The sequence below is a fragment of the Prochlorococcus sp. MIT 1323 genome (assembly GCF_047304905.1).
GTDB lineage: Bacteria > Cyanobacteriota > Cyanobacteriia > PCC-6307 > Cyanobiaceae > Prochlorococcus > Prochlorococcus marinus_D.
The window spans coordinates 885,579-906,601 of record NZ_CP138973.1 but is presented as its reverse complement, the minus strand read 5'-3'; the positions used below and the strand labels follow the sequence as shown (position 1 = coordinate 906,601).

Here is a 21,023-nt window from a genome sequence, read left to right as displayed (position 1 = left end):
TCGCCTTGCATCGATGAGCGCCCCCTATCAGGAAGGCAGGAGACTGACCACACGCGAAATGGTTAGATCCCATGCTTTTCCCGTCTTGGCTGCTTTAAGTACTATCAGCATCATCGTGATCGCCTGGTCGCTTATCCCAATTTCCCGACAGGCAGCCCGTTGGAACGGATGTTTTGAGGAATCCTTACGCTGGCAACGTAGGGACTTCCCAAAGGAGTCCATACCGATTTCGAAGTTGTGGGCGACTCGCTACTGCAATGGTGGCTCTCTACCAATGCCAAGGAAGTAAACGAAGCCTCACCATTTTTGCGTAAGTTACAAGAATTGATTGGGCCTGATAAGCCGTTTGAGCATCCTATTTAGATGGAAATTCGATGAGTAGTGCCAAGAGAACATCGATGCCTTGACAGATATCAGATTTTAATTCTTTAGAAAGGATGCGACCTCCTACTGAATTAATCCAAGGCACAACTTCTTTCGCATATTCAGAAAAGCCTTCAAAGTTAGTAAAGGTTCTCTGTTGATAAGCAAGTACAAATTAGCCATGAAGAGACCCTTTAGGGCTCTGCTTAGATAAAAATTGAAAGAGTTACTTTGAGTGTCTGTGTTATCGACTTAAGACCATTTTCTATGTATTTAGCATAACAAAAAACATCTATAATTCAGTTGTGGTTTTGATTTTATTTGATAAGCATCTCTATGAGCTTCATCCATTATTGCATGAAGCTCATAGAGTATGATTTTGTTGAGGTAAACTTTTAAGTGTATACTTGATTGCGATTGTTGTGATTTTAATTGGCTTTAATATTGCCCTCTAGCCAGCCGCAATCATTGAAGATAAAAATTCCGGGACTGGCAGCTTATCCATGAGTGAAGAAAGAAGATCCATATTGAACTTGTGGACGGCTGGAATGGTGCGATCCAGAATAAAAATTGCTAGGTATGGAATGTTCATCGCGATTTGCCAGCGCCATTTGAAGGTCAGGATCCCCCAGGCCTTTTTGGCGTAAGCCTTTTGAGGATCAGTAAGGCGCTCCCATCTCTGATTGCCAAAAGCGGTGATACGTTCCTTGAGAGAGGCTTGAGACAGTGAACCTGTTGACTGCATTTTATGTCTTGAGATGGAGGCCTTTATAGCACATAGGGGTTTTTACCCATGCCTGATGGGTCTTGGCTGCCGATTCATAGCGATGTTGTTCAGGCAGATACACAGCTAGAATGAGTGACTGATTCAATCAAGCTTGCTTGTGCCTGATCTCTCAAATGGCTTAGATCCTTTCTCTCCTTGGGGAATCGCACTTTTAACTTTTGGGGTGGTTTTTACCTTTTGTATTCCATTCTTTTTGATTAAAAGTGATGATTTTAACCCAGACAAAGGTAGCAAGGCCTATCAGGATGAGATGAGAGCAAAAAAAATAGCTAATCTCTATCCGAAAAAACCTTAGCCTGAGAAATACCCTGATAGCTATCAATCCAATTCTACTTTGCACCAGCATTGATAGTGTTGACTTACGTATGCTTTACCAAAAGAGTCTGGTCAATAGTTATGGATTTTTTATTCTCTAGTTTTTCTGTTAGCTAGACTTTGCGATTAATTGATAAGTTAAATTGCTTTAAATTTTTCTATGAAGTCATGTTTTTGCTACAAGGAATTTTAATCTGATCAATGCGTATATATCAATAGGTCGGCATTTTTTGGTCTTCCAGTTAGTGATATGTGTTGCGGCTAGAGAGTTTTCAGATGATAAAAATTAGCTCAGTATTTATGGCATTGCTATCTATAGGGATTTGATCTCCTCACGCGCCTTGCATCGATCAAGGAACTTATTCCAAGCTTTTGGCCACCTCCAGCGAACGATTAGAGCCAAGTAGAAGAGGTAGGCCATTCCTTCCACGGGATGCTTGATAGTCGATAAGAGAGATAGTGCCTGTTCGACTGGTGAGGCCATGGCTGACGGAGTTCGATACCCATAATTAGACAGGAAACTCATGGTTGTGTCTGAACTGTTTCTAACCGTCGTAGCTTTTGGTGGTTTTGAGTTGCGGTACCCATAGGCTCTGCTCGACTCGCCTCTTGTTGCACCCAGTGCTAACCATATGTCCTCCCATGCATTGGTTCGTCCTAGACCGAATTTTGCTAAACAGATGATTTCCCTAGCGATCTGCCCCTGCGCTTGCTAGACGCACTGAAAGCAAAAGCTCCTTGAATAGTGTTTTGCTAGCACTTCCTCTGATTAGTTGGATGGCCTCTCTTGCTTTTCCTCAAATGCTTTGACGAGTTTCTGCTTATTTTCTTTTAAAAGCCTTCGTTCTGATTGCATTTCAAGGCTTGAGAAACAGCGTTGATGGTTTTGAGGGCTTTCTATCTGTCCAGCACCTATTTTGAGGGGGCATGCTCTTTACAGGCAAGCTTCTCCAGTTGTTCGCTTGGATCAACTGTTGAACCAGTGATCTCTGGCTAGAAGGTAGGTGTATTCATCGAGTTCTATGACTAGTATAATCAGATGCCGATACTGTGGAATTCCTTTATCGTCGTCATACGAATGGGAGCTCGAGGCCCTGATCGCTAGTGGGAGTTGTCTGGAGTGCGTGGAGCGAATTGAGAAAGGAGACCTTATTATTCAACGACGCATCAGCACTCCTAAAGATCAGTGTGATGATTAGCGGCCAACGAGCTAATCAAGATCTTCATTCTTGATAGTGAGTTCTTCGAGGTCCAGCCCGTTTCTATCGCTTGTATTGGGTGGAGAATTGAGTCAATAGGTTTAATGAATGATTTTTATTTAGACCTGTTTTGATTGATAGTAAGTCTCGACTATTCCTCTCAATATTCGTGAGGGATTGCTAGCTGCTTTAATCCTTAGTCAATCTAGAAAATAGACTGTCAACTCTTTTCTTGTTCACGCCTAGATCTGAAACACCAACTCTTGAAGCTGATCGAACTTGGATAACCTTTTCGTTTGGTATTTGAAGAATCTCCAGGTCATCTGGGAATCGAAAAACTAGGCTTCTAACAACAGCATGCCAATAATTGTTGGTTTGCTCGAGGACCTTAGTTCTTGGTAGTTGAGACCCAATGCCTAAAAGATCTTCATAGGACTTCTTCACTTCGTTGACTTCCCGTTCAACAAGCACACAGTTTGTGTCAACTGCGCATTCGGATAACCTTCCTTCCCTAGAGAATGCCATGGCGGGATCACTGTGAATGGTGATGAGCGTTATCAAAAAGCAAGGAAGCAGACTGTATGCTAGACGTTTCATTGAAAAGCAATCATTTAAGAGAAACCTACAGGTTTTAGGCTGTTGTCAAGCCGTATTTTAAGAACACAACTTTGTCTGATGTCTCGATTGGAGCAATGAGTGATAGTTGGCATCCACCGATGACCGTTCAAAAACCTCTCTCAGACAACGTCTCTGCATCGATGCAAGACCCCGACCGTAAAGAACAGAACCTCAATTCGATTGAAGGGTTTGGATCTCACTCTTATGTAGTTTTGGCTACTTTATGTACTGTTAGCTTGATCGTGATTGCCTGGTCTCTTGTGCCAATCTCTAGGCAGGCAACACGCTGGAACGGATGTTTTCAGGAGTCTTTTCGTTGGGACCGCAGAACGTTCCCAACGGATCCACAGTTGGTTTCGAAGTTGTGGGCGACTCGCTACTGCAATGGTGGATCACTATCAATGCCTAGGGAGTAGTCGCTGCTCACTTTGATGCAGAGTCACCATGGTTGCACTCAGCCTCGATTTCTTTTGAGGTGCTCTCATGGATCAAATTAACTGCGGATGAGCAGGATCACCTTTGAATGGACCGACCACTTGGGATGTGATCCATCCTCCATAGAATTGTCCGGGTTGGGGGATCACTGTCTCTCCATTGACGCTGCAATGATCCATGCGTCCGGGGTATAGCGCGTACCAGTCCGTCAGGGCCCTAAATGTTGGGGAGGGATCTGGATATGACCAGATTGCGCCCTCGAGACGTTTGTCTGCAATCACCAGATCCCAGTAGTTTGCGATTCCCTTCCATTCGCAGAAACTCCTGCGACGGCTGCGTATCAGTAGATCCTTCCGCATCGCCTTTGGAGGAAGATAGTAGGTGGGCGGATGGAATGTCTCCAGCACACGCAGGCAGTCATGGGTTTCGCAGATACGCGTACCGAGGGCCTCCACAATCACGTGATCTGAGCAGGCCACAAGAGCTGGCGGACGTGGGTACTCAGCAACAATTTCAAGGCTCATTAGCTCTATGTTGAGATAGTGACTTTGGTTCAGGGGGTGAGTGATGACATTTGAGCCTGGTTGCACATGCAAGAGATGTCGTGGACTGGGCTTTGACAAAAGGGTTAAAGCCCAGGTTTTTTAAGCAGAATTGGTTCGTCGCAAGGATGACGCCAGAAGCTGCCAAATGATTAGCGTTCGAGACTTTCTAGCAGTAGGTGCCAACCTAGGGCGGAAGCTTCAGCGGCGAAGCTTTCTCTTTCTTCGCACATAAAACCATGATCGGCGCCATTGATCTCTATGTAGCGCAGTCGCTCTTCATCAGGATCCTGCATGCGTAATGCCGTTTGGATTGCTTGCCGATCTGAAGTTGGGATCAACGGATCTGCTGTACCGCACAGACATGTCAGTCGGCCTGAGACCTGCGGCAATAATTCGAGGCTTGGTGCACCACCTCCCGGGCGGGTTTTGCTTACACCGGCACCATAAAAATTGAAGGTCTCGCTCACCTCGGTCATGGTTGCAGTGATCAGTGCAGCGTGTCCGCCGAAACAGAAGCCAATCACAGTGATTTGTGGTTGATCAAGCTGTTTGTTAAGCCAGCAAATAGCTGTGTAGGTATCGGTAAGGATTTGCTCCATTGAGGTTGAGTCCTTGTGTCGTCGACCTTCGATAAGGTTGTCTTCGCTATAGCCAAGCTCTAGCTCCGGTGCGGTGCGAGAAAATAGTGGCATCGCCAGGGCTGGGATGCCTCTGGTGGCGAGGCGATCGGCCACACTGCGAACCCAGTTATTGACTCCGAAGATTTCTGGTAACACCAGGACAACACGATTCGGCCCTTCAACGATTTCATCACGACCTTGACTCGGTTTTGACCACCAGCAGCGCAGGGGGACTGAGCCTTCTTTGATCACAATCCATTCGCTTTTCATTTGAGTAGCTGTCTCATGAGTCGTCGGTGCGAAGGCTTCTGCCAGATTTCTGCAGTATGGGGCCTTTAGCTGGCTGATCTAGGAGTTGCTTTGCCTAGATCACTTGGTTGATGTGCCAGGCTTTCTAGGAGTGGGTGGTTTGCCTTGATAAGGACTTTTGTGATCTTGTTTAGATCTCAAAGAGCCTCTTCTATGACCAATTGTGCCGATGGACTCAATGGCTTGTGGAGCTCGTAGCTCTTAAGACTGCCCTTGCTTGGGACGATTCGTAAACGAAGACCGTTCTCCTTGCTGGTGATGGCGAATTTTGGGCTAGTCACTACTCAGCAATCTGGTGAGATTCCAGTTCATCAAAGCTTTGCTCCATATTGCTCTGAGGCTATTTAATGGCTTGATGGATCCTTTAGACCCTTTAAGCCAGACTGGAAGACACCTTCCATTAGCAATCCTGCTGGTTACAACAGCGTTTGGAGCGTTTTTTGGAGGAGCACTTATCACTGCATTGATCCGCGCCAGATCTGAGCTTGGCTGGTTTAAGAGGGAAGAGGAATGAACACTTTTGCCGCCACTTATGTTGTTTTTGTTCAGGCCATCGGGGCACTGGTGATCTTTGGTGTTGCTGCTTATGCAATCAAACAGATGCTGCTTAAGCTTCAACAGCCAATTGATGAGCCAGATATCCGAGTTGAGGTGACAAGACGATGAGCTTTCACAAGCTTGCTGTTTTGTTTGTCTCGATGGAGGTGTTTACTGGTTCAAGCGGCGAGCTTATGAATTTCTCATTGCCTTGATGATCATACATAGGCTCATTGTGAAATGTTTGGGAACGAGATTTTTAGGCCATCAAGTAACATCTGAACAGCAATAGATGTAAGCACTATTCCCATTACTTTTGTTAGCACTTGCAGGGCTGATCCACTAATCTTGGACGAAAGCATCTCGGCTGCATCAAAAATAAGATAGATTATCAAAGATAGTAGTAAGACTATTAAGCTCAATGAAATTTTGCCATCGATGGAAGAATTCACCGGGTCGGCAATTGCAATCGTCAGTGTGCCAGGGCCTGCAAGAAGGGGAATGCCGATAGGCACGATTCCTTTCCCTGAAGAACTCTTGTCCCGATCAATCGAGGCTGGGTCATGGTGCTCCTCTGGTGGTTTGGATCGGAGCATGGAAAGGCCGATCAAGATAACAATTAACCCACCAGATATTTGAAAGCCTCCTTGGCTTATTCCGAAAATTGCCAGCAAATCATTCCCGAGCCATGTAGCCAAGAGAAGTGCGATCAAGAGGGTGAAGGCACTGTTGCGTGCGATTGCCTTGTCGGTTTTTTGATCTCCATCTGTGAATGAAAGATAGATCGGCAGATTGCCAATAGGGTTAGCAACAGTAAAGATTCCTATGGCAGTGTTTAGAAGAGACATAAAGATCGGCACTAATTGATTTTGTTGCTAACATTTACAGGTCTGATTGAGCCGCAGATGTTGATTCTATGCCAGGTGTTTTTGATCTATGAGTGCCTCTATTGGCAGCAGATCGCGATCAGTAATGGGTTTGATTTCGGCAGGCTTCTTGGGTAGGCTACTTATACTGGGCTGAGATTGCTTCGTGTAAGACGGATTATTTCAGGAATGATCAATGCTTTAATAACTTCATGTTGAGAAAGTGGTTCTTCTCTTTTAGTTGGTCAATATCTTATGGATTTGGTCATTTGAGATTTCTATTCCATTCTGGTAAATAATGGACGACCCTTTAACTCGATCGACGTGAACTCTTTGTCCTCAATCAAACACCCTCAACCTGGCACGCAGATCGATGCTGTGCTGGATCCTGTGATTCCAGAACTTAACGAGTTGGTGGCGAAGACGCCAGGGACCCTTTCGCTGGCCCAGGGCATGGTGAATTGGGCTCCACCCGTTGCCGTAAAACTGGCAATGAACAATGCTCTGTTGAATCAAGAATCAAGCCTTAATCGTTATGGCCCAGTTCGAGGTGATCCTGATCTGCTTGACCTAATTAAGCAAAAATTGATGATCCAGAACGGTTTGGATTTGGCCGAAAGCATGGTCATGGTCACTGCAGGTAGCAACATGGCATTTCATGCCATTGCTCAGGTTCTCTGTGACCCTGGCGATGAGGTCATTCTGCCGCTGCCTTATTACTTTAATCATTTTATGGCTATTCAGTTGGCCGGTGGAGTGCCTGTGCCTGTGAATGCTGGTTTAATACCTAACCCTGAGCTCATAGAGGCTGCGATTACAAAACGCACCCGTGCCATTGTCACGATAAGTCCTAATAATCCAAGCGGAATCGTTTTCCCTCAAACCTTACTTGCCGCCATCAATGGGATCTGTGCCCAGCATGGTTTGCTGCACATCAGCGATGAAGCTTATGAGGATTTTGTGTTTGGTGATGTACCTCATTGGAGCCCTGGATCTCTTCCTGGCGCAGGGAACCATACTGTTTCGCTCTATTCGTTCTCCAAGGCCTATGGCATGGCCGGATGGCGTCTTGGTTATATGTCTTTTCCTATTGGCTGGAGTAAGGCTTTGGCCAAGGTTCAAGACACAGTCTTGATCTGTCCACCTCGTTTTTGCCAACGAGCAGCGATTGCGGCCTTGTTGGATGGTTCTGATTGGGTGCGGCAGAATGTCTCTCAATTGTTGAGTCGGTATCAGTTGCTCTTGAAGCGTTTTGCCGCTAGCAACGATCGACCCTGGCGCTTTTTACATCAACCCAATGGAGCTTTTTATTGCTTACTTGAAGTGGATTGTGGTTGCAATGGAGACACCTTGATGCGTCAGCTGGCAAGAGATTATCGAGTTGCCACGATTGGAGGTTGTAGTTTTGGTTTCAAGAACGAGAGTTGTGTACTGCGAATCAGCGTGGGGATGCTTGAAGGCGCTGAATTGATAGATGCCTTTGATCGCTTGGAGGCAGGCTTGCTTAATGCTGTTCAACAAGGAGACCGTACCACCTGAATAATAAAGTTAATTCCAATTTATTTTTATTGAAAATAGCAATCAGAACTTGTTGAGTAATGACTGCGTGGTGAATTTTGATCAGCTCTGCAGCAGAGAGTTTTGCTGCTGAAACCTTACTCAAATCATGCAATAAGCCAATGGCCGTACGATCATCAATGGCTGCATTTATTTCTATTAGATTCTATCCATTGCCGTGAACACTTGCAGCATTTTGTAGATATGATTTAATGACTTTCTTGCCTGTTAAGCAATTCAATTTTTTAAGTAAGTCTTTGATTTGATCCGCTTATTGCTAGCCATGATGCTTCCTATGGCTTTTTACCATAATTGATTGGAAGGTAAATAGTGATCAGAACTCTTGCTCCTAACTCTATGGGAATGATCGTAGGGGCTGATTGCCTTTGCCTCGCATGCTTTTTGGCAATGTTGACTATTTTTCATCATCACTCTTTGAGGGCCAATGAAGTGATAAAGCCTTCGTCTGTTGGTGAGAACATCAATAATGCTGCGAGAATGCATGGATCTAATTTTAGAGGCTTTTGTTTTCATTCTTAGGTGTCTAATTTCACCCATTCTCTTCTCGTATGAAAATAAATACAGACCTTTTAGCAATCCTGCATGTCTCTATTATGGCAGGCTAACTTCGATGATTGAAATTATTTTTTCTCGTCAGTATCCAAGCCTAATGCTGATACAATAAGGGTGTTTTCTAATACCTTTGGATATAGCAATACGCCAACGATCACGGATATGATCGCTGTGACAATGAATGTCGTGACTTGGCCTATTGACCCTGGCAAGTAGATTTCAGAGTTCAGAAATGGCAAATCAATCAGAGAACCTATGGTTCCCCAAATCAATACCCATGCAGACACATATCCAATGCCGAACCAGTCTTTCTTTGACATGTGACCTCTGAAAACACGAAACAATTGTTGAATACTAGCTGATAGACACGCATAGGCTTAATAAAGTGGCATCTCTGATGTGCAGCTTGTCTGACCAGTGACAACACCTAGGCCCTGCTGCCAATGACTTGCCCAAGTCTTGCAGTGGCTGTTTTTGCTTGCTGCAGTGTCTCTTCATCTTCTTACTCTTGGCGTTGGAGCGCAGATTGATCCAGGTTAGCTGCTACCGCAAAGTGGTTTGATTCTGTTGAATGAGGTCTTGGCATAACTGAGCAAATGATTGGTTTGTCTCATTCAACAGACAAACTTAGCTCCATCTAAGAGTTTGTTCTCGTTAGCACCTTTGCTTCTATTCGTCATCTTTAAAGAAACCTGAAGCTTCCGCTCCGTGTTCTTGTTAAACAATTCATCAGGTCTGCTACTAGGTTCAAGAGAGCTTCCCTTCGACCCGCCCATGGCGATTAGCGTTACCTCTGCATGTCCAGAGAGCACAATTAATGAACTGGGCATCCGGCAATGGCCCATTTGGACATGTGAGGCCAGCACATTTCCTTGGACTTATGATGAACAGGAAACCTGTCTGTTGTTGGAAGGCGAGGTGACCGTTAAGCCCGAAGGCGGAAAGCCCGTGCGCTTTGGTGCAGGTGATCTGGTGGTGTTCCCTGCTGGAATGTCATGCATTTGGGAGGTTCATCAGGCAGTTCGTAAGCACTATCGCTTTGGTTGATGAATGAGCCCTGACGGCTAGCTGTGAAGTGATCTCGCTGAACAACTGGATCAATGCATGGTCTAAGAAATGCATTGATTCGTTGATTGCTCTCGGGGAACATTAAGCAGACCAGGCAGGTAAATAACAGTAGCCTTATAATGCAGTATTGCTACTGTCCAGGGTGCGATCTGGTGAAGGAGGGCATTTTCGTCGTTCAGTTTTGCTACATAGGTTTTGTGCTTTTTGCTTGGCCTACTCAAGATTGATCTGACGTTCTTCGCGTTGCTAAGAATCAATGCTGTATTCACATCAAGGCCACGGGGGAAGACGGAGCGTAATCACACATGCCAATGGCTAAGCCAATCGAGATCATCTTGCAGTTGCTTGATCTGAAGCATTGCACATTCTTTCTCTAAACGACTCGATGTTGACTGGGTTTTCTGCTGAGCAGCCTGTGCTGCGACATGAGCCTGTCGGCCAAAGCTCTCCTCTGTTGTAGGCCTCAATGATGGATTCGTAATGGTCTTCTCTTTGTCTTGCTTGATGTGCCATGTACTCATGTATTTTCTTTGCTTGAAGGAAAGCGCATCAACCTGCAATGCGCGATCGGAGGGAATACTCAATACGAGCGATCCCTCCCTTAGACAGGTCTACTCAGGCCTCGTTCTTTGAGGGGGCTCCATAGGAGAAGGCCCTGGAACTTGACAAAGCTAGATAATTGAGTGAATGAAAAAAACAAACTATGGCTGGAGTCATTGCCGGGGCAATTTCTCTATCACTTCATTTATTCTGGAAGTTTAGAACAGCCAATAGCGAGAGAGCCAAGTGGAAGATCTTGCTATCTGCCTTATGGCTCCCTCGCCAATGTGTAACGTTTTCATCATTATCCCAGCTTTCATGGCTGGCTAACAAGAACATTTCTTTTGGGAGATTGAAACACTAGCTTGATAGATTAAATCAGCATAATCCACGCTGCTTAAACTTTAGATCTCCGCTGTCTTCGATATTAGTTCGAATATTTACACTTAAGCGGTAATTGGTATAAGGGCCTGAGTTGCATTAATTCGAGATATTTGAATGTCTCTGCTTGATTGCTGCTTGAGAAGTATCAAGTGGTGATAAATAATTTGTAAGTTTTTTAAAAATAGGTGTTTTTGTTTTTTTGCCTGCGTACATGTGTGGACCTATTTGTGCAAGCCGTTTTTATTTTCCATATTTATTGACCTTTTTGTATCTTTTTAATCAAGTAATTGCGATTGTGCTGCTTTGTTGATTTGGTTTTTATTGCTCATTCTTTGTTGTTGATTTGAGTTTCCGTTGATGATTTTACTGAAATAGCCGTAAAACGCCAGGCTTGCAATGTATCCCCCCAGTAATTGCTAGGCAGACCAGCTTTCTTTTTGAGCTGCTCTACGAATTCAGTCTTCTCCGGAAGACTTTCCCAGACCTGCGGTAGAAAAACACTACGTTTCCCTTGGTCAGCGATGATCAGCCCGTCGACATTTTGACGCAGTTGTTGCATGAAATCTGCTTCATCTGAGAATGTCATTCTTTCAAAAGGGCTGAGAAGCGAGATTGAGATCTCAAGTTCTGAGGCCTCTTCTAACTCTATAGGAGAAAACCGCGGATCTTTCATTGCAGCTTTATAGGCATTATCGACGACATCCGCGATGAGTGGTCGATAGGCCTGGACAGTACCGATACAGCCTCGTAAATTCCCGTTTTTATTTAATGTGACAAAAGTGGCGCGCTTTTGTTGAAGTTCTGGCGGGAAAGAAGTGATGTCTACAGTAGGAGGATGACCATTTTCAATCGAATAGGCCACGGTCTGTGCTGCAATTCTGATAAGACGCCCTGCTTCACGATTCAGTAGACCCCAATCCTCTTCCACTCGTAGAGAATTGCTTTGATCGATTTTCTTGCATACGGCCCAGGAACCATAACCAACGACTCGTTCTTTGTTGCCTGCTGTGTCACCAGAGTTTTGCAAAGCAAGTCGCTTAACAGAGAGGCCATATTTACGTGCTGCAATCAACATTCCGGCAACTGGAATACAACCACATGCTTTTTCTGGGCTAAGCATGTCTGGATTCAAACTTTCGATAGATTGAGCCGTTTCTCTATCAATCTTCTGGGCATTTTTGTAGTCCTTGAAATGGCTGAGATCAGTGCTGATGAGAAACCGTGTTGAATCACTGCCCCAGAGACGTTCAATGACTTCGGCAACCTGTTTGCCGGAAACGGCACCAACCACAAGTGGTAGCAATTTGAATTCGCCAAGAACTTTCTGGAGAAATGGAAGATGGACCTCAAGTGAATGTTCCGGGCGGTGTGCTTCGTCATTGACGCTGATCTGAGGTAAGTCAAGAATTGCGGTGATGGCTTCACGGTCAATTTCAACTTTTCCTAGAGGTGTTTGAAAGGCATCCACTGATGGCACAGCAACGCCCTGTAGGGCGATGCGATGAGCAGGGCCGATCAAAACAACATGTTCAATTTTGTCTTTTTGACTTTGCCAGGTGATATAGGCATTGGCCGCGACTTGGCCTGAGTAAACGTAACCTGCATGTGGAGCGATTAGCGCCTTGGGCTGCAAGGGATTTGTTGTGTCAGCATTCGCGATCAATCTGGCGACGTCGCTTGCGAGCGTTTCTCTATCAGCTGAGTAAAAAACTCCAGCTACTGCAGGGGCTCTCACCTTACCCATTGCTTTAAGACTCTTTCCTTAGCTGGCCAAAGGCTTGTACTTGAAGGCGTTGATGCGTGGCAGTCCCCCATCTATGCAGTTCCGTCGGCAATAGTCCATATCGATTCGATCTGCTTAGAGGATATTTGATTTGAGTCTAACTTGGAAATTTTCATGATTAATGCAGCCTCAATATCAGCTCAAATACGTTCATTTCGGCGGCATTGTCTGAGATAGGTGTTGGCAACCTTCCATCGCTGAGTTATTGGCCAATACGTACCGGTTGTCGTTTCCGGCCCCATTGACCAGGAGTGGCATCAAAGTGACCAGGGATCCTGGTGCCGCATTGTGCACATGTTCCTTTCACTGTTGTGGAGAGTCCCCACTGGCCCAATGCATACCAGTCGCGCTCGATGAGCAAATGCTTGCAATCAGGGCAACGTGTGTTGTCTCCGGCTGGGTCGTGCACGTTACCTGTGTAGACAAATTGCAGGCCTTCCTCAATCGCGATCAACCTTGCCTTGGTCAATGTTGATGGAGGAGTTTTGGGGCGATTGAGCTTGTAGTCAGGGTGATAAGCAGAAAAATGAATAGGAATATTTGGGCGTAGCTCTTCGTGGACCCACTCAGCGAGTTTACGGATTTCGTCATCGCCATCGTTTTCTTCCGGGATCAATAGGGTTGTGATCTCAACCCAAGTATCGGTTTCATGCACCAGATAGCGAAGGGTGTCTTTGACTGGTTCAATCTCGCTTGCACATAAGTCTCGGTAAAAGTGTTGAGTGAAGGCTTTGAGATCTACGTTGACTGCATCCATCACTTCGAAGAACTCTGCTCGAGCATTTGCGGTGATGTAGCCGGCAGTGACGGCCACATTTTTGATCCCGCGCGCTCGATTTGCTTGTGCCACGTCGATGGCATATTCCGCAAAGATCACAGGGTCGTTGTAGGTAAAAGCGACTGAGCGGCAGCCGTGTTGTTGAGCAGTCGCAGCTAGCCCCTCGGGTGAGGCAGCATCCATCAAACGATCCATCTCTCGAGATTTCGAGATGTCCCAGTTTTGACAGAACTTGCAACCCAGATTGCAACCTGCTGTTCCGAATGAAAGCACTGAAGAACCTGGATAAAAATGATTGAGCGGTTTCTTTTCGATCGGGTCGATGCAAAAACCACTTGACCGGCCGTAAGTGGTTAGGGCCATGCCTTCAGCAGTGGCTTGTCGCACAAAACAAAACCCTCGCTGGCCTGGTTTCATTCGACAATGACGTGGGCAGAGATCGCATCGGATTTTTTCACCATCTTGCGACCACCATCGACCTAGGTGTAATGGGGCAGTATCAGTCATGGTGTGGCGTGCTTAGTGATCAAGAAATCATTGAGTTCCATCAATACAATCGAACTGCCAATCTCTAGGAATTCATTCTATCTCTAATTTGTGTATGAGTGTCTAGAAATTGCCGTTAAAATGCTAAAGGATATTGCTAGGACTTATTAGAACCACAAGAGAGTTAAGTCATCTTGAGTCTCCAAGCAGCCCTGCCTTGATCACACTCACCACATAAACAGGGTGGAGAGGTTGCCTTGCTCACAAGTCCCAGATGCCTTCAAGAAGAGAGATTAGATTGACTGAGTCTCCTTTATTGATAGTGATGTGAACGAGTGAGCATAGCGAGCGATTGAACCCCCACCTTTCATGCAATTTACTTGCCTAACCTACATTCAAGTAAATCTATTTCAGGCGACTTCGTATTGACCAGCTCAGATGTCATGATCTTTGTTTAGATGTTAGATATTTGTGACAAGGGACTATTCCTACATAGTGTTCAACCATAAGTATTTAGCTACGGCCAGACTTCGGGATACTCAATAATTATTTCAGGATCCTTAGGCTTAGAGGTACACTTTTCTTTGACCACTCTTTCTACGAAAGTTCTAGACCATCTGTCAAACCTTCTTGCATATGTGGTCTTACACTCCTCTATGAAGACTTTCTCTCTAGCTCCTAATTGCGTTACTGCCGATTTAGTCATGCATACGTATTGATGCTCTCCTTCGATTAGATTATATACTTCTCGGCTACATTGACGGATTGAGTTTTTAAAGCCCTGAGCATTGACACTATCCTGCATCACTAATAATAGTATGATTAAAGTGCTAAGTGATAAATTCACAGCAATAGCAGGTCTCTAAAATTAGTTGCTCTTACTCATTATCATTAGGTCGCTGTCTCAGGATATAGAGCCAAGCAACTGTCGCTAGTGCGACTGTAAACTCTGTAAGTATTGTTGCATTGCCCGCAAAGAAATCGTTCCAGCTAGAGGTGTTGTTCAAGTATTGATCTTTTGGCTGCTCATAGTCTAGCCATAAGCCAGTACAAAGCGCGACCAATATGTGGTTATGCAATGAAAAGAGGAAATATTCTTGTCGATGTGAGATTCGATTGAACTAAATGCTAATGACACTTATGCAAATATATTGTCGAGAATTCAGTGATGAATTGAAATCTTTCTTGGATGAACTAAACCTACCGTTGAAGGATGTATAGAGCTAAAGTCTCAGCTTTAAACTCTTCTGGTGATGAGCAAGATCAAGGAATATGGGAATCAAATACCAAGCTTATTCTGGCAATTTCCGAAGTTATCGGACACTTATTTGCCAATATTAATCTATGTCTAGCGTAGAACAATTGCTTGAGTTGATGTGGTCTAGTGACAGTAATTGTTCAACAGCATCGATCTAGGTACTCAATTGGCCTCTTGACTCCCAGTGCAGCATTCTCTGCACCTGTCGTTATCGCTGAGCAGTGTTGCAGCAATGGCACTCTCCAATGCAGCTGTGCTCCCTGCTGATGTTAATGACCAGACTATTTGTTAATACAAATTTCCCATCTTATTTTCAAGCCAGCCTAAGCTCTACGAACAAAGCGCTAACAAAAGAAAGCGATCGCTCTAATCAGCTGATAACTCTGATTCTTTAGTCTATGTAGTCTAATTGGCGGTTGATATGGGCGTAAATATGACGGCCCTGAGACCTGCTAGGTCGTACAGACGATCTCGGCTTGAAAAGGATCTAAAGACTTAACCAGGACTAATCTGTTGCCGTTAATGTAATACTGTTAAGCTGTTGAAATGCCTAAATTAAAGCAGGAAGGGTTAACTGCTCCCCTTCTTGCTTGATTCCTGCTGGGCAATCTTGAACCACAGCAGAATGAAGTAGGCCGATGAGATGCCTAGGAAGATCAACGTCAAGATCATCCATGTCCCCATGCTTAGGCCAAACACACCTGCATTGCTTGAATCGCCGATTGTGGCGTAGGCCAGAAGAGTGGGGAAAGTCAATGGGGTCAGTTTGTTTCTGGTTATAAGTTCAGCACGGCTAGGTGGTTGGTCATAGAACCTTGCCCATCGCATAAAGGGGCCGCTCTGCTTGATGAAGCGGAGTGAAGTGCAAACGCCGGCTGAACCCCATCACCACCAAGCCACATTGACACAAGGAACAGGTTTGCAGCCTGTGATGCGCAGAAACACTACTACTGGTGCCACTTGTACTTTCTTTAAGCCGAAGCGCTATTTGTAGGGGCTTGCGTCAATAAGCTCTTTCCCTTAGAAATAAAGCTCCCCATCACCCAGGCCCGTCGCGTCACGCGAGGGTCTTTTTTTTTTGTTGATCAGCCCCCCCATGGGGCTGCAATGAGCTTCCTTTTTGGTGGAGGGCATAATGCAGAAAGCTTGATGAGCGGTGATTCGATGAACGAACCGCAGCCGAAAGAGAGTTTGCTCAAGAAGAGTGGACGAATCGGCGCAATCCTTGGTTTTGCCTGGATTGCTCTGAATATTGTTGTGCCTTTGGCTTTGTTGCGTGTGCCTGCGGTGCAGCGCTGGCTAGTGGCATTTGACAACAAGCTCCCTTTTCACATTCCAGGAATTGGCTAGCTGCCTTTTGTTTCCGATTGCTGTGGTGGCCATGATTGGACAGGTGGTCACGCCCTCTCCAAGGTCAATAGCCTTTGACAACTCATCTGTTTACAGAACAAAACCTGATGAGCCGAATTTTTGAACCTTTGGGCGGGTCTATAAGACGTTAAGTACAAGGGTGCGGCAGGCTGGCCTTATGGGTAACGACTTCTCGCAATGAAGAGATGACGCACGAGGTCTCTCTTGCTGTGCTGGAAAGGGATGGTCGCTGGCTCCTTCAGCTTCGTGATGACATCGAAGGAATCTTGTTTCCAGGTCATTGGGGATTATTTGGAGGTCACTTGAATGCAGGGGAAACGCCTTTTCAGGCCGTGAACCGTGAACTTGTCGAGGAAATCAACTGGGCACCTGAAAATTTCCTCGTTCCTTGGTTCAGCAACCACAGCAGCACGCTTGTGGTACATGTATTTCGAGGGCCACTGTGTGTTTCCCTTGGCCAATTGCAGTTGCTTGAGGGTCAGGATATGACCCTGGCGACTATGGAGGAGCTGGCGAGTGGTGTTATCTGGAGCCCCAGACTTGGGGAGTTCAGACCGATTGCGCCAGGCCTGGATATCGTGCTGCAGCGTCAGCTCTCAGATAAAGACTGAAGCCAGGTTGTGTGGAGCAATATTTTGAGGTTTTGCGGAATTTCGATGCAGAAGATCTTGTAGGCCGATCCCTTGCCAAGACAGCATGACAGGACTCTCTCTTTGTTGGGCTTTAGGGAAATTGAGGGGGGATGGCAGCCGCTAGTTCAATGATGATGATCACCTCAGTCAAGTGTGCGACTTCATGGAGGCGCTTTCCCCTCAGTTGGGCAACTATGAATGTCGTGGCTCTGGTCAGCTAGTTGCTTGAACCAAGCGGCTATGCAGAGACAAGCACTGCTCTTCATCAGAGAGGCACAGCCCCACTCGCTGGCCATCAAGGTTGGAATTCAGATGGCATCCTTAAAGTCATTGTGCTGATACCAATTTCATGACCATTCCTGTGCTTCCAGCCGTTGTCACCTTGGCTGCCGCGATCGTCTACCAAGGAACCATGTTTGCAGTGGCTTTTGCACGAAGCCATCACAAAGTAAAAGCTCCAGCAACGAGTGGGCCAGAAGAATTTGAGCGAGTGCTACGTGTTCAGCAGAACACCCTTGAACAGATGATGTTCTTCCTGCCGGTGTTCTGGCTAGCAGCTCTTTCTAGCAACACGTCTGTTGCCTGTTTGATTGGCTTCATCTGGGTGGGCGCACGTATTGCTTATGGCATTGGCTATTGGAAAGCGGCCAAGCTGAGAGGGCCAGGCTTTGCCATTAGCCTCCTTGCCAGCGCAGTTCTTCTGGTGATGGCAATTGTTGGTCTATTTAACTCATAGTTGGCGATCTTATAGGAAGCTTCCTTCGGCAATAGTGGCCTCTTCTGCCAGAAATCAACATTGTGATTTTCGACAGTTGCTGTGCACCTTGCGAATTGACTATTTTGAAGAAAATAGGCTGAAAGATAGAGATGCCTTTCTTTATCTAGCCAACTACCGCTATAACTCTCATCTTTCAACTTTTGTCTGAAAACAAGGATTTGATTGTTTGATATTATGAACCAATTGCCGTCTGTCGATTTCTAAGTAATGCTTTCCTGAGCAGATTCCTCAAGATTCTTCTTTTGCACAGCAATTGATTCGCTAAAACCTGCAGCAAGAATTCCGGTAGGTATGGCGATGGCGCCAATTCCCATAAGAGAAGTTATTGAAGCGATAATCTTGCCTACCGCACTAATTGGTACTGAATCTCCATGCCCCACGGAGCTGACTGCATTAATTGACCACCAGAGGCATCTTGGTATTGAACCTAATAGATCAGGCTGAATAGATGACTCTGCAAGATACATCAATGTGCTGCTAATGAGTAAAAGTAGTAATGTATAAACAGTAGATATCTGCAGCTCTTGGCTCTTGGATCTGAGTGCATAGTTGAAATGAAGCATGCTTTGCTTGAATCTTTCGCTGCGCCCAACCTTTAGAATCGTAAGAAGACGAATAATTCTCAGGATCTTTAGTTCTGTTCTTACGCCGATAAAGGAGGGGACGATTGCAATCAGATCAACAATGGCCATTGGTGAGAACATGTAGCGAATCGCGCCTTCTACACCCTCTCCATATTTGCCCTCAAGTGGGGCAGTCCACACTCGACAAAAATATTCAATGCAAAACAGACAGCCAATTATCCAATCGATTGCATCTATTTGTCCGCCAAACTGAAAATCAATTTGATTTTCAGTGCTTAGAACTGCAAAAAAGATTGAAACAGCAATTGTTGCGCCACTTAACTTATTGAATATCGATGTATTGCCTCCTGGGGATTGATTGATTATCTGTTCATGCAGTTTGAGGCGGAATCCCATGATGGTCCCCAAGGTTCCCTCTCCCTTTTGATTTCAATCCATCCTAGGCATGGGTCGATCTAGCGAGCCTTAGCGTGCCAGTTGTCCGGAGATTTCCTGGTAGGTGTGAGTAAGGATCTAGTTTGCTTAATTCTTCGGCTTTGAACTCGATCTGAGAGGATGATGAAGATGCCTTGCAGATCGTTATGCCTGCTCTTGTTTTCGCGATGGCTCTTGACTTGAGTCCACTGACGATTGGAGTGATTGTGGTTGTCGGAGTATTATTCATTGCGATGTTCGGGATTAGCTCGGCATTTGGTGGCTATCAGGGAATCTTCGATTGGACCCAGGAGAAGCCAGGTGATCAAAAGAAAAGGTGAGAAATAAAGCAATTCTAAACGATACTTCTCTTTCTTTAAGTAATAGATTAGGCGATATCTCATGCCTAATCCATAGTGGTTATGGTTTTTAAGTTGCCTGGTTTGAGAATGGATGCTCATGGGGTATTTGCAATCGTGGTTGTTTATAAAGTGTGTTTTTAATACTCAAGAAAACACATTTTACTGAAAATTTTATACTCATTATTGTAGGTCTTTTGCATTCAACCAGCACCATATTGGTTGGAGGCCTAAACAAAGTGACCATTGCTAATTAGTGCGCCTCCATCGCTCAGCAGTTCTTGGGTTCGTTTTTAACGCTTGAATTGAGCCATCAATGGCTTTGGCTTGATTTGTTTTTTTATGTCTTCTGCAATGGCAGCATTCTCTGAGTGGAGATTGGATTTGATTGCCCACCACAAAGCTATTGCTGAGACACCTCTCAGCGAAATAGCCTGATCAGTATTTGGGCTAAGTGAAGCAAAGGCTTCAATAGCGAGTTGAAGGATTTCAGATATTGATTAAGAACTGATAGATCACACAAGGCTTATACGCTTAAGTAATACTTAAGCCTATAATTGGTAATCTTTTCTTGTTTAGATCTGCAGTCGGGCGATACGGGCTAGTATCGACTCTATGCCCGGACTGACTTCCGGAGACTGATGAACGCACTCCGCCAAGCATGAGCTGAGCAAGTAGCCGGCAAGACTTGTGCCTCAACCTATTCACATCAATTGTGCGTTCTCAATTTGAATGAGTGAGAACAGTTCCCCTGAACCTGTTGCCGGGGGGTGTGCTTTATTCGTTTGGAAACCCGTTCGCCATGATTTTTGCCCGAAGCAATTGGGACGAGGTTTGGCAAATTAGATGGGGGTCATTGCTGCCTTGATAGGTCCTTGTTTTGATAGAACTTCTCAAGATGTGTGGGCCCATCAAAACAGCTCAGGGTGCAGGTCTTTCTGAACAAGTGGTGAGTTCAGTAGAACAGTCGGTGGGTTTTGGCAGATTTTGCCTGGTTAGAACTTGGCAGGATGCAGCAGTTGATAGTGGATCTTGAGCGGACTAGGGCTTGCCTGAGAAGACATTTTGCATAAATAAGGTGTCTGTCTCGTAAACAACACTTGCCTTTGGTCTTTGGTTGTCAAATTGGTCCCTCTTGGGATCGATCGCGACCGATTTGTAGCGAACTAAGGTCTTAGCGGAATCAGCAAAGGAATGTCTGAGCGAAATGATCCTGTTAAGCCAGAGTGAAGAGAGCAATCAGCGGTTCACTGCCTAGCCATGTTGGTGAAAATCAGGAACCAGGCGTGTCTGGTTTGCTGTTCTGGAGCGATCGAGACCCCAAAGATGGCCCCTCTCTGAGGCAATCAGGATGGCCTCGTAGAGATCGCCGTTCCTGGCTTTGAATTGGCTTTTCTTCATGTAGGTAAAAATACCGACAGAAGTGGCCTTGGATCAATGGAAATACCAAATCCTGATGCCTTGCATAGGCTTGCTTTATTGATCAGATCTCCAATTCTCAAGGTGATGCCGCACACCTTTTTGTTGTGTTGGTGAATTTCTCAAGAGAGGTGGCCTGGTAAATTCGTTGATTGGTTGAATTTGCTTATGGCTCAGGTCACGGTAGGGGAGAATGAGGGCGTTGAATCGGCCCTGCGTCGCTTCAAGCGAGCAGTCTCTAAGGCTGGGATTTTTTCTGATCTCAAGCGCATTCGTCACCACGAGACCCCAGTCGAGAAGTACAAACGCAAGGCTCAGCAACGTCGTCGTAGTCGCAGACGTTGAGTCCACTCCAATCGAGCAGTTGATCCCTCCTGGTAGCTCTTGCCTTGATGACCAATGTCTGCTGGTTGGGTCCAAGAAGATTCTCCTGGGAATGTTTTTT

The 21,023-nt window shown here is 45.5% G+C and carries 22 protein-coding genes and 1 pseudogene; 12 read left to right on the top strand and 11 right to left on the bottom strand.

What is annotated here, in order from left to right; translation table 11 throughout:
- The first annotated feature begins 13 nt into the window (after nucleotides 1-13).
- The gene (locus tag SIB68_RS04425; protein WP_074160258.1) at nucleotides 14-289 is read left to right on the top strand and encodes an Ets-domain-containing protein; all 276 of its coding nucleotides are present in this window, start codon (nucleotides 14-16) and stop codon (nucleotides 287-289) included.
- Between the two features lie 66 nt (nucleotides 290-355).
- On the opposite strand, the pseudogene SIB68_RS04420 reads toward SIB68_RS04425, so the two are convergent.
- Together SIB68_RS04420 and SIB68_RS04415 are read right to left on the bottom strand one after the other, a co-directional pair.
- Nucleotides 356-508 (bottom strand): annotated as a pseudogene (locus SIB68_RS04420) (DUF1330 domain-containing protein); the annotation flags it as partial.
- A 306-nt stretch (nucleotides 509-814) separates the two neighbouring features.
- Nucleotides 815-1,108 carry a hypothetical protein gene (locus SIB68_RS04415; protein ID WP_063399287.1) on the bottom strand — a complete coding sequence of 98 codons (294 nt, stop codon included), beginning with the start codon at nucleotides 1,106-1,108 and terminating at the stop codon, nucleotides 815-817.
- A 133-nt stretch (nucleotides 1,109-1,241) separates the two neighbouring features.
- On the opposite strand from SIB68_RS04415, the gene SIB68_RS04410 reads away from it, so the two are divergent.
- Nucleotides 1,242-1,445 (top strand): hypothetical protein, encoded by a 204-nt coding sequence (locus SIB68_RS04410; protein ID WP_063397085.1) that lies wholly within the window; start codon nucleotides 1,242-1,244, stop codon nucleotides 1,443-1,445.
- Nucleotides 1,446-2,853: 1,408 nt separating this feature from the next.
- Here the strand turns inward: SIB68_RS04410 and SIB68_RS04405 are convergent.
- Complete coding sequence (locus tag SIB68_RS04405; RefSeq protein ID WP_063399333.1) at nucleotides 2,854-3,189, bottom strand: DUF1499 domain-containing protein; 336 nt, start codon at nucleotides 3,187-3,189, stop codon at nucleotides 2,854-2,856.
- 167 nt (nucleotides 3,190-3,356) lie between these two features.
- On the opposite strand from SIB68_RS04405, the gene SIB68_RS04400 reads away from it, so the two are divergent.
- Nucleotides 3,357-3,698 (top strand): Ets-domain-containing protein, encoded by a 342-nt coding sequence (locus SIB68_RS04400; RefSeq protein ID WP_074160260.1) that lies wholly within the window; start codon nucleotides 3,357-3,359, stop codon nucleotides 3,696-3,698.
- A 72-nt stretch (nucleotides 3,699-3,770) separates the two neighbouring features.
- Here SIB68_RS04400 and SIB68_RS04395 read toward each other — a convergent pair whose 3' ends face one another.
- Together SIB68_RS04395 and SIB68_RS04390 are read right to left on the bottom strand one after the other, a co-directional pair.
- On the bottom strand, nucleotides 3,771-4,241 hold the full coding sequence (locus SIB68_RS04395; RefSeq protein WP_063399288.1) for a DUF427 domain-containing protein: 471 nt from the start codon (nucleotides 4,239-4,241) through the stop codon (nucleotides 3,771-3,773).
- Between the two features lie 170 nt (nucleotides 4,242-4,411).
- The gene (locus SIB68_RS04390; RefSeq protein WP_063399289.1) at nucleotides 4,412-5,152 is read right to left on the bottom strand and encodes a dienelactone hydrolase family protein; all 741 of its coding nucleotides are present in this window, start codon (nucleotides 5,150-5,152) and stop codon (nucleotides 4,412-4,414) included.
- A gap of 549 nt (nucleotides 5,153-5,701) precedes the next feature.
- On the opposite strand from SIB68_RS04390, the gene SIB68_RS04385 reads away from it, so the two are divergent.
- Nucleotides 5,702-5,857, top strand: coding sequence for a hypothetical protein (locus SIB68_RS04385; protein WP_155724878.1), 156 nt, complete (start codon nucleotides 5,702-5,704; stop codon nucleotides 5,855-5,857).
- 101 nt (nucleotides 5,858-5,958) lie between these two features.
- Here SIB68_RS04385 and SIB68_RS04380 read toward each other — a convergent pair whose 3' ends face one another.
- Nucleotides 5,959-6,576 (bottom strand): MarC family protein, encoded by a 618-nt coding sequence (locus tag SIB68_RS04380; protein WP_063399291.1) that lies wholly within the window; start codon nucleotides 6,574-6,576, stop codon nucleotides 5,959-5,961.
- A gap of 342 nt (nucleotides 6,577-6,918) precedes the next feature.
- Between SIB68_RS04380 and SIB68_RS04375 the strand changes: the two genes are divergently transcribed.
- Nucleotides 6,919-8,133, top strand: a complete 1,215-nt coding sequence (locus SIB68_RS04375) for a pyridoxal phosphate-dependent aminotransferase (RefSeq protein ID WP_063399292.1) — start codon at nucleotides 6,919-6,921, stop codon at nucleotides 8,131-8,133.
- Between the two features lie 1,365 nt (nucleotides 8,134-9,498).
- Nucleotides 9,499-9,771: a cupin domain-containing protein gene (locus SIB68_RS04370; protein ID WP_063399294.1), complete on the top strand. Its 273-nt coding sequence runs from the start codon at nucleotides 9,499-9,501 to the stop codon at nucleotides 9,769-9,771.
- A gap of 320 nt (nucleotides 9,772-10,091) precedes the next feature.
- On the opposite strand, the gene SIB68_RS04365 is transcribed toward SIB68_RS04370, so the two are convergent.
- From SIB68_RS04365 to SIB68_RS04350, 4 genes are all read right to left on the bottom strand, one after another.
- Nucleotides 10,092-10,376 (bottom strand): hypothetical protein, encoded by a 285-nt coding sequence (locus tag SIB68_RS04365; RefSeq protein WP_155724879.1) that lies wholly within the window; start codon nucleotides 10,374-10,376, stop codon nucleotides 10,092-10,094.
- A gap of 665 nt (nucleotides 10,377-11,041) precedes the next feature.
- Nucleotides 11,042-12,460 (bottom strand): AmmeMemoRadiSam system protein B, encoded by a 1,419-nt coding sequence (gene amrB / locus SIB68_RS04360; RefSeq protein WP_063399296.1) that lies wholly within the window; start codon nucleotides 12,458-12,460, stop codon nucleotides 11,042-11,044.
- Nucleotides 12,461-12,701: 241 nt separating this feature from the next.
- The gene (gene amrS, locus SIB68_RS04355) at nucleotides 12,702-13,784 is read right to left on the bottom strand and encodes an AmmeMemoRadiSam system radical SAM enzyme (protein ID WP_063399297.1); all 1,083 of its coding nucleotides are present in this window, start codon (nucleotides 13,782-13,784) and stop codon (nucleotides 12,702-12,704) included.
- Between the two features lie 1,807 nt (nucleotides 13,785-15,591).
- Entirely contained in the window at nucleotides 15,592-15,777 is a 186-nt protein-coding gene (locus SIB68_RS04350) for a cytochrome B6 (protein ID WP_155724880.1), read from the bottom strand.
- Nucleotides 15,778-16,128: 351 nt separating this feature from the next.
- Between SIB68_RS04350 and SIB68_RS04345 the strand changes: the two genes are divergently transcribed.
- The 3 genes from SIB68_RS04345 (at nucleotide 16,129) to SIB68_RS04335 (ending at nucleotide 17,760) form a co-directional block, all read left to right on the top strand.
- The gene (locus SIB68_RS04345; RefSeq protein ID WP_236065961.1) at nucleotides 16,129-16,371 is read left to right on the top strand and encodes a Signal peptidase I; all 243 of its coding nucleotides are present in this window, start codon (nucleotides 16,129-16,131) and stop codon (nucleotides 16,369-16,371) included.
- Nucleotides 16,372-16,577: 206 nt separating this feature from the next.
- Nucleotides 16,578-17,003 carry an NUDIX hydrolase gene (locus SIB68_RS04340; RefSeq protein WP_063399300.1) on the top strand — a complete coding sequence of 142 codons (426 nt, stop codon included), beginning with the start codon at nucleotides 16,578-16,580 and terminating at the stop codon, nucleotides 17,001-17,003.
- 370 nt (nucleotides 17,004-17,373) lie between these two features.
- Entirely contained in the window at nucleotides 17,374-17,760 is a 387-nt protein-coding gene (locus SIB68_RS04335; protein ID WP_063399301.1) for an MAPEG family protein, read from the top strand.
- A gap of 242 nt (nucleotides 17,761-18,002) precedes the next feature.
- On the opposite strand, the gene SIB68_RS04330 is transcribed toward SIB68_RS04335, so the two are convergent.
- The gene (locus SIB68_RS04330) at nucleotides 18,003-18,782 is read right to left on the bottom strand and encodes an ion transporter (protein WP_063399302.1); all 780 of its coding nucleotides are present in this window, start codon (nucleotides 18,780-18,782) and stop codon (nucleotides 18,003-18,005) included.
- Between the two features lie 185 nt (nucleotides 18,783-18,967).
- Here SIB68_RS04330 and SIB68_RS04325 point away from each other — a divergent pair, with 185 nt between their 5' ends.
- The 3 genes from SIB68_RS04325 to rpsU all read left to right on the top strand — a co-directional run bounded on the left by SIB68_RS04325 (nucleotide 18,968) and on the right by rpsU (nucleotide 20,923).
- On the top strand, nucleotides 18,968-19,141 hold the full coding sequence (locus tag SIB68_RS04325) for a hypothetical protein (protein WP_155724881.1): 174 nt from the start codon (nucleotides 18,968-18,970) through the stop codon (nucleotides 19,139-19,141).
- A gap of 1,244 nt (nucleotides 19,142-20,385) precedes the next feature.
- Complete coding sequence (locus tag SIB68_RS04320; protein WP_155724882.1) at nucleotides 20,386-20,544, top strand: hypothetical protein; 159 nt, start codon at nucleotides 20,386-20,388, stop codon at nucleotides 20,542-20,544.
- Between the two features lie 202 nt (nucleotides 20,545-20,746).
- Nucleotides 20,747-20,923, top strand: a complete 177-nt coding sequence (gene rpsU, locus SIB68_RS04315) for a 30S ribosomal protein S21 (protein ID WP_011130394.1) — start codon at nucleotides 20,747-20,749, stop codon at nucleotides 20,921-20,923.
- Nucleotides 20,924-21,023: the final 100 nt, after the last annotated feature.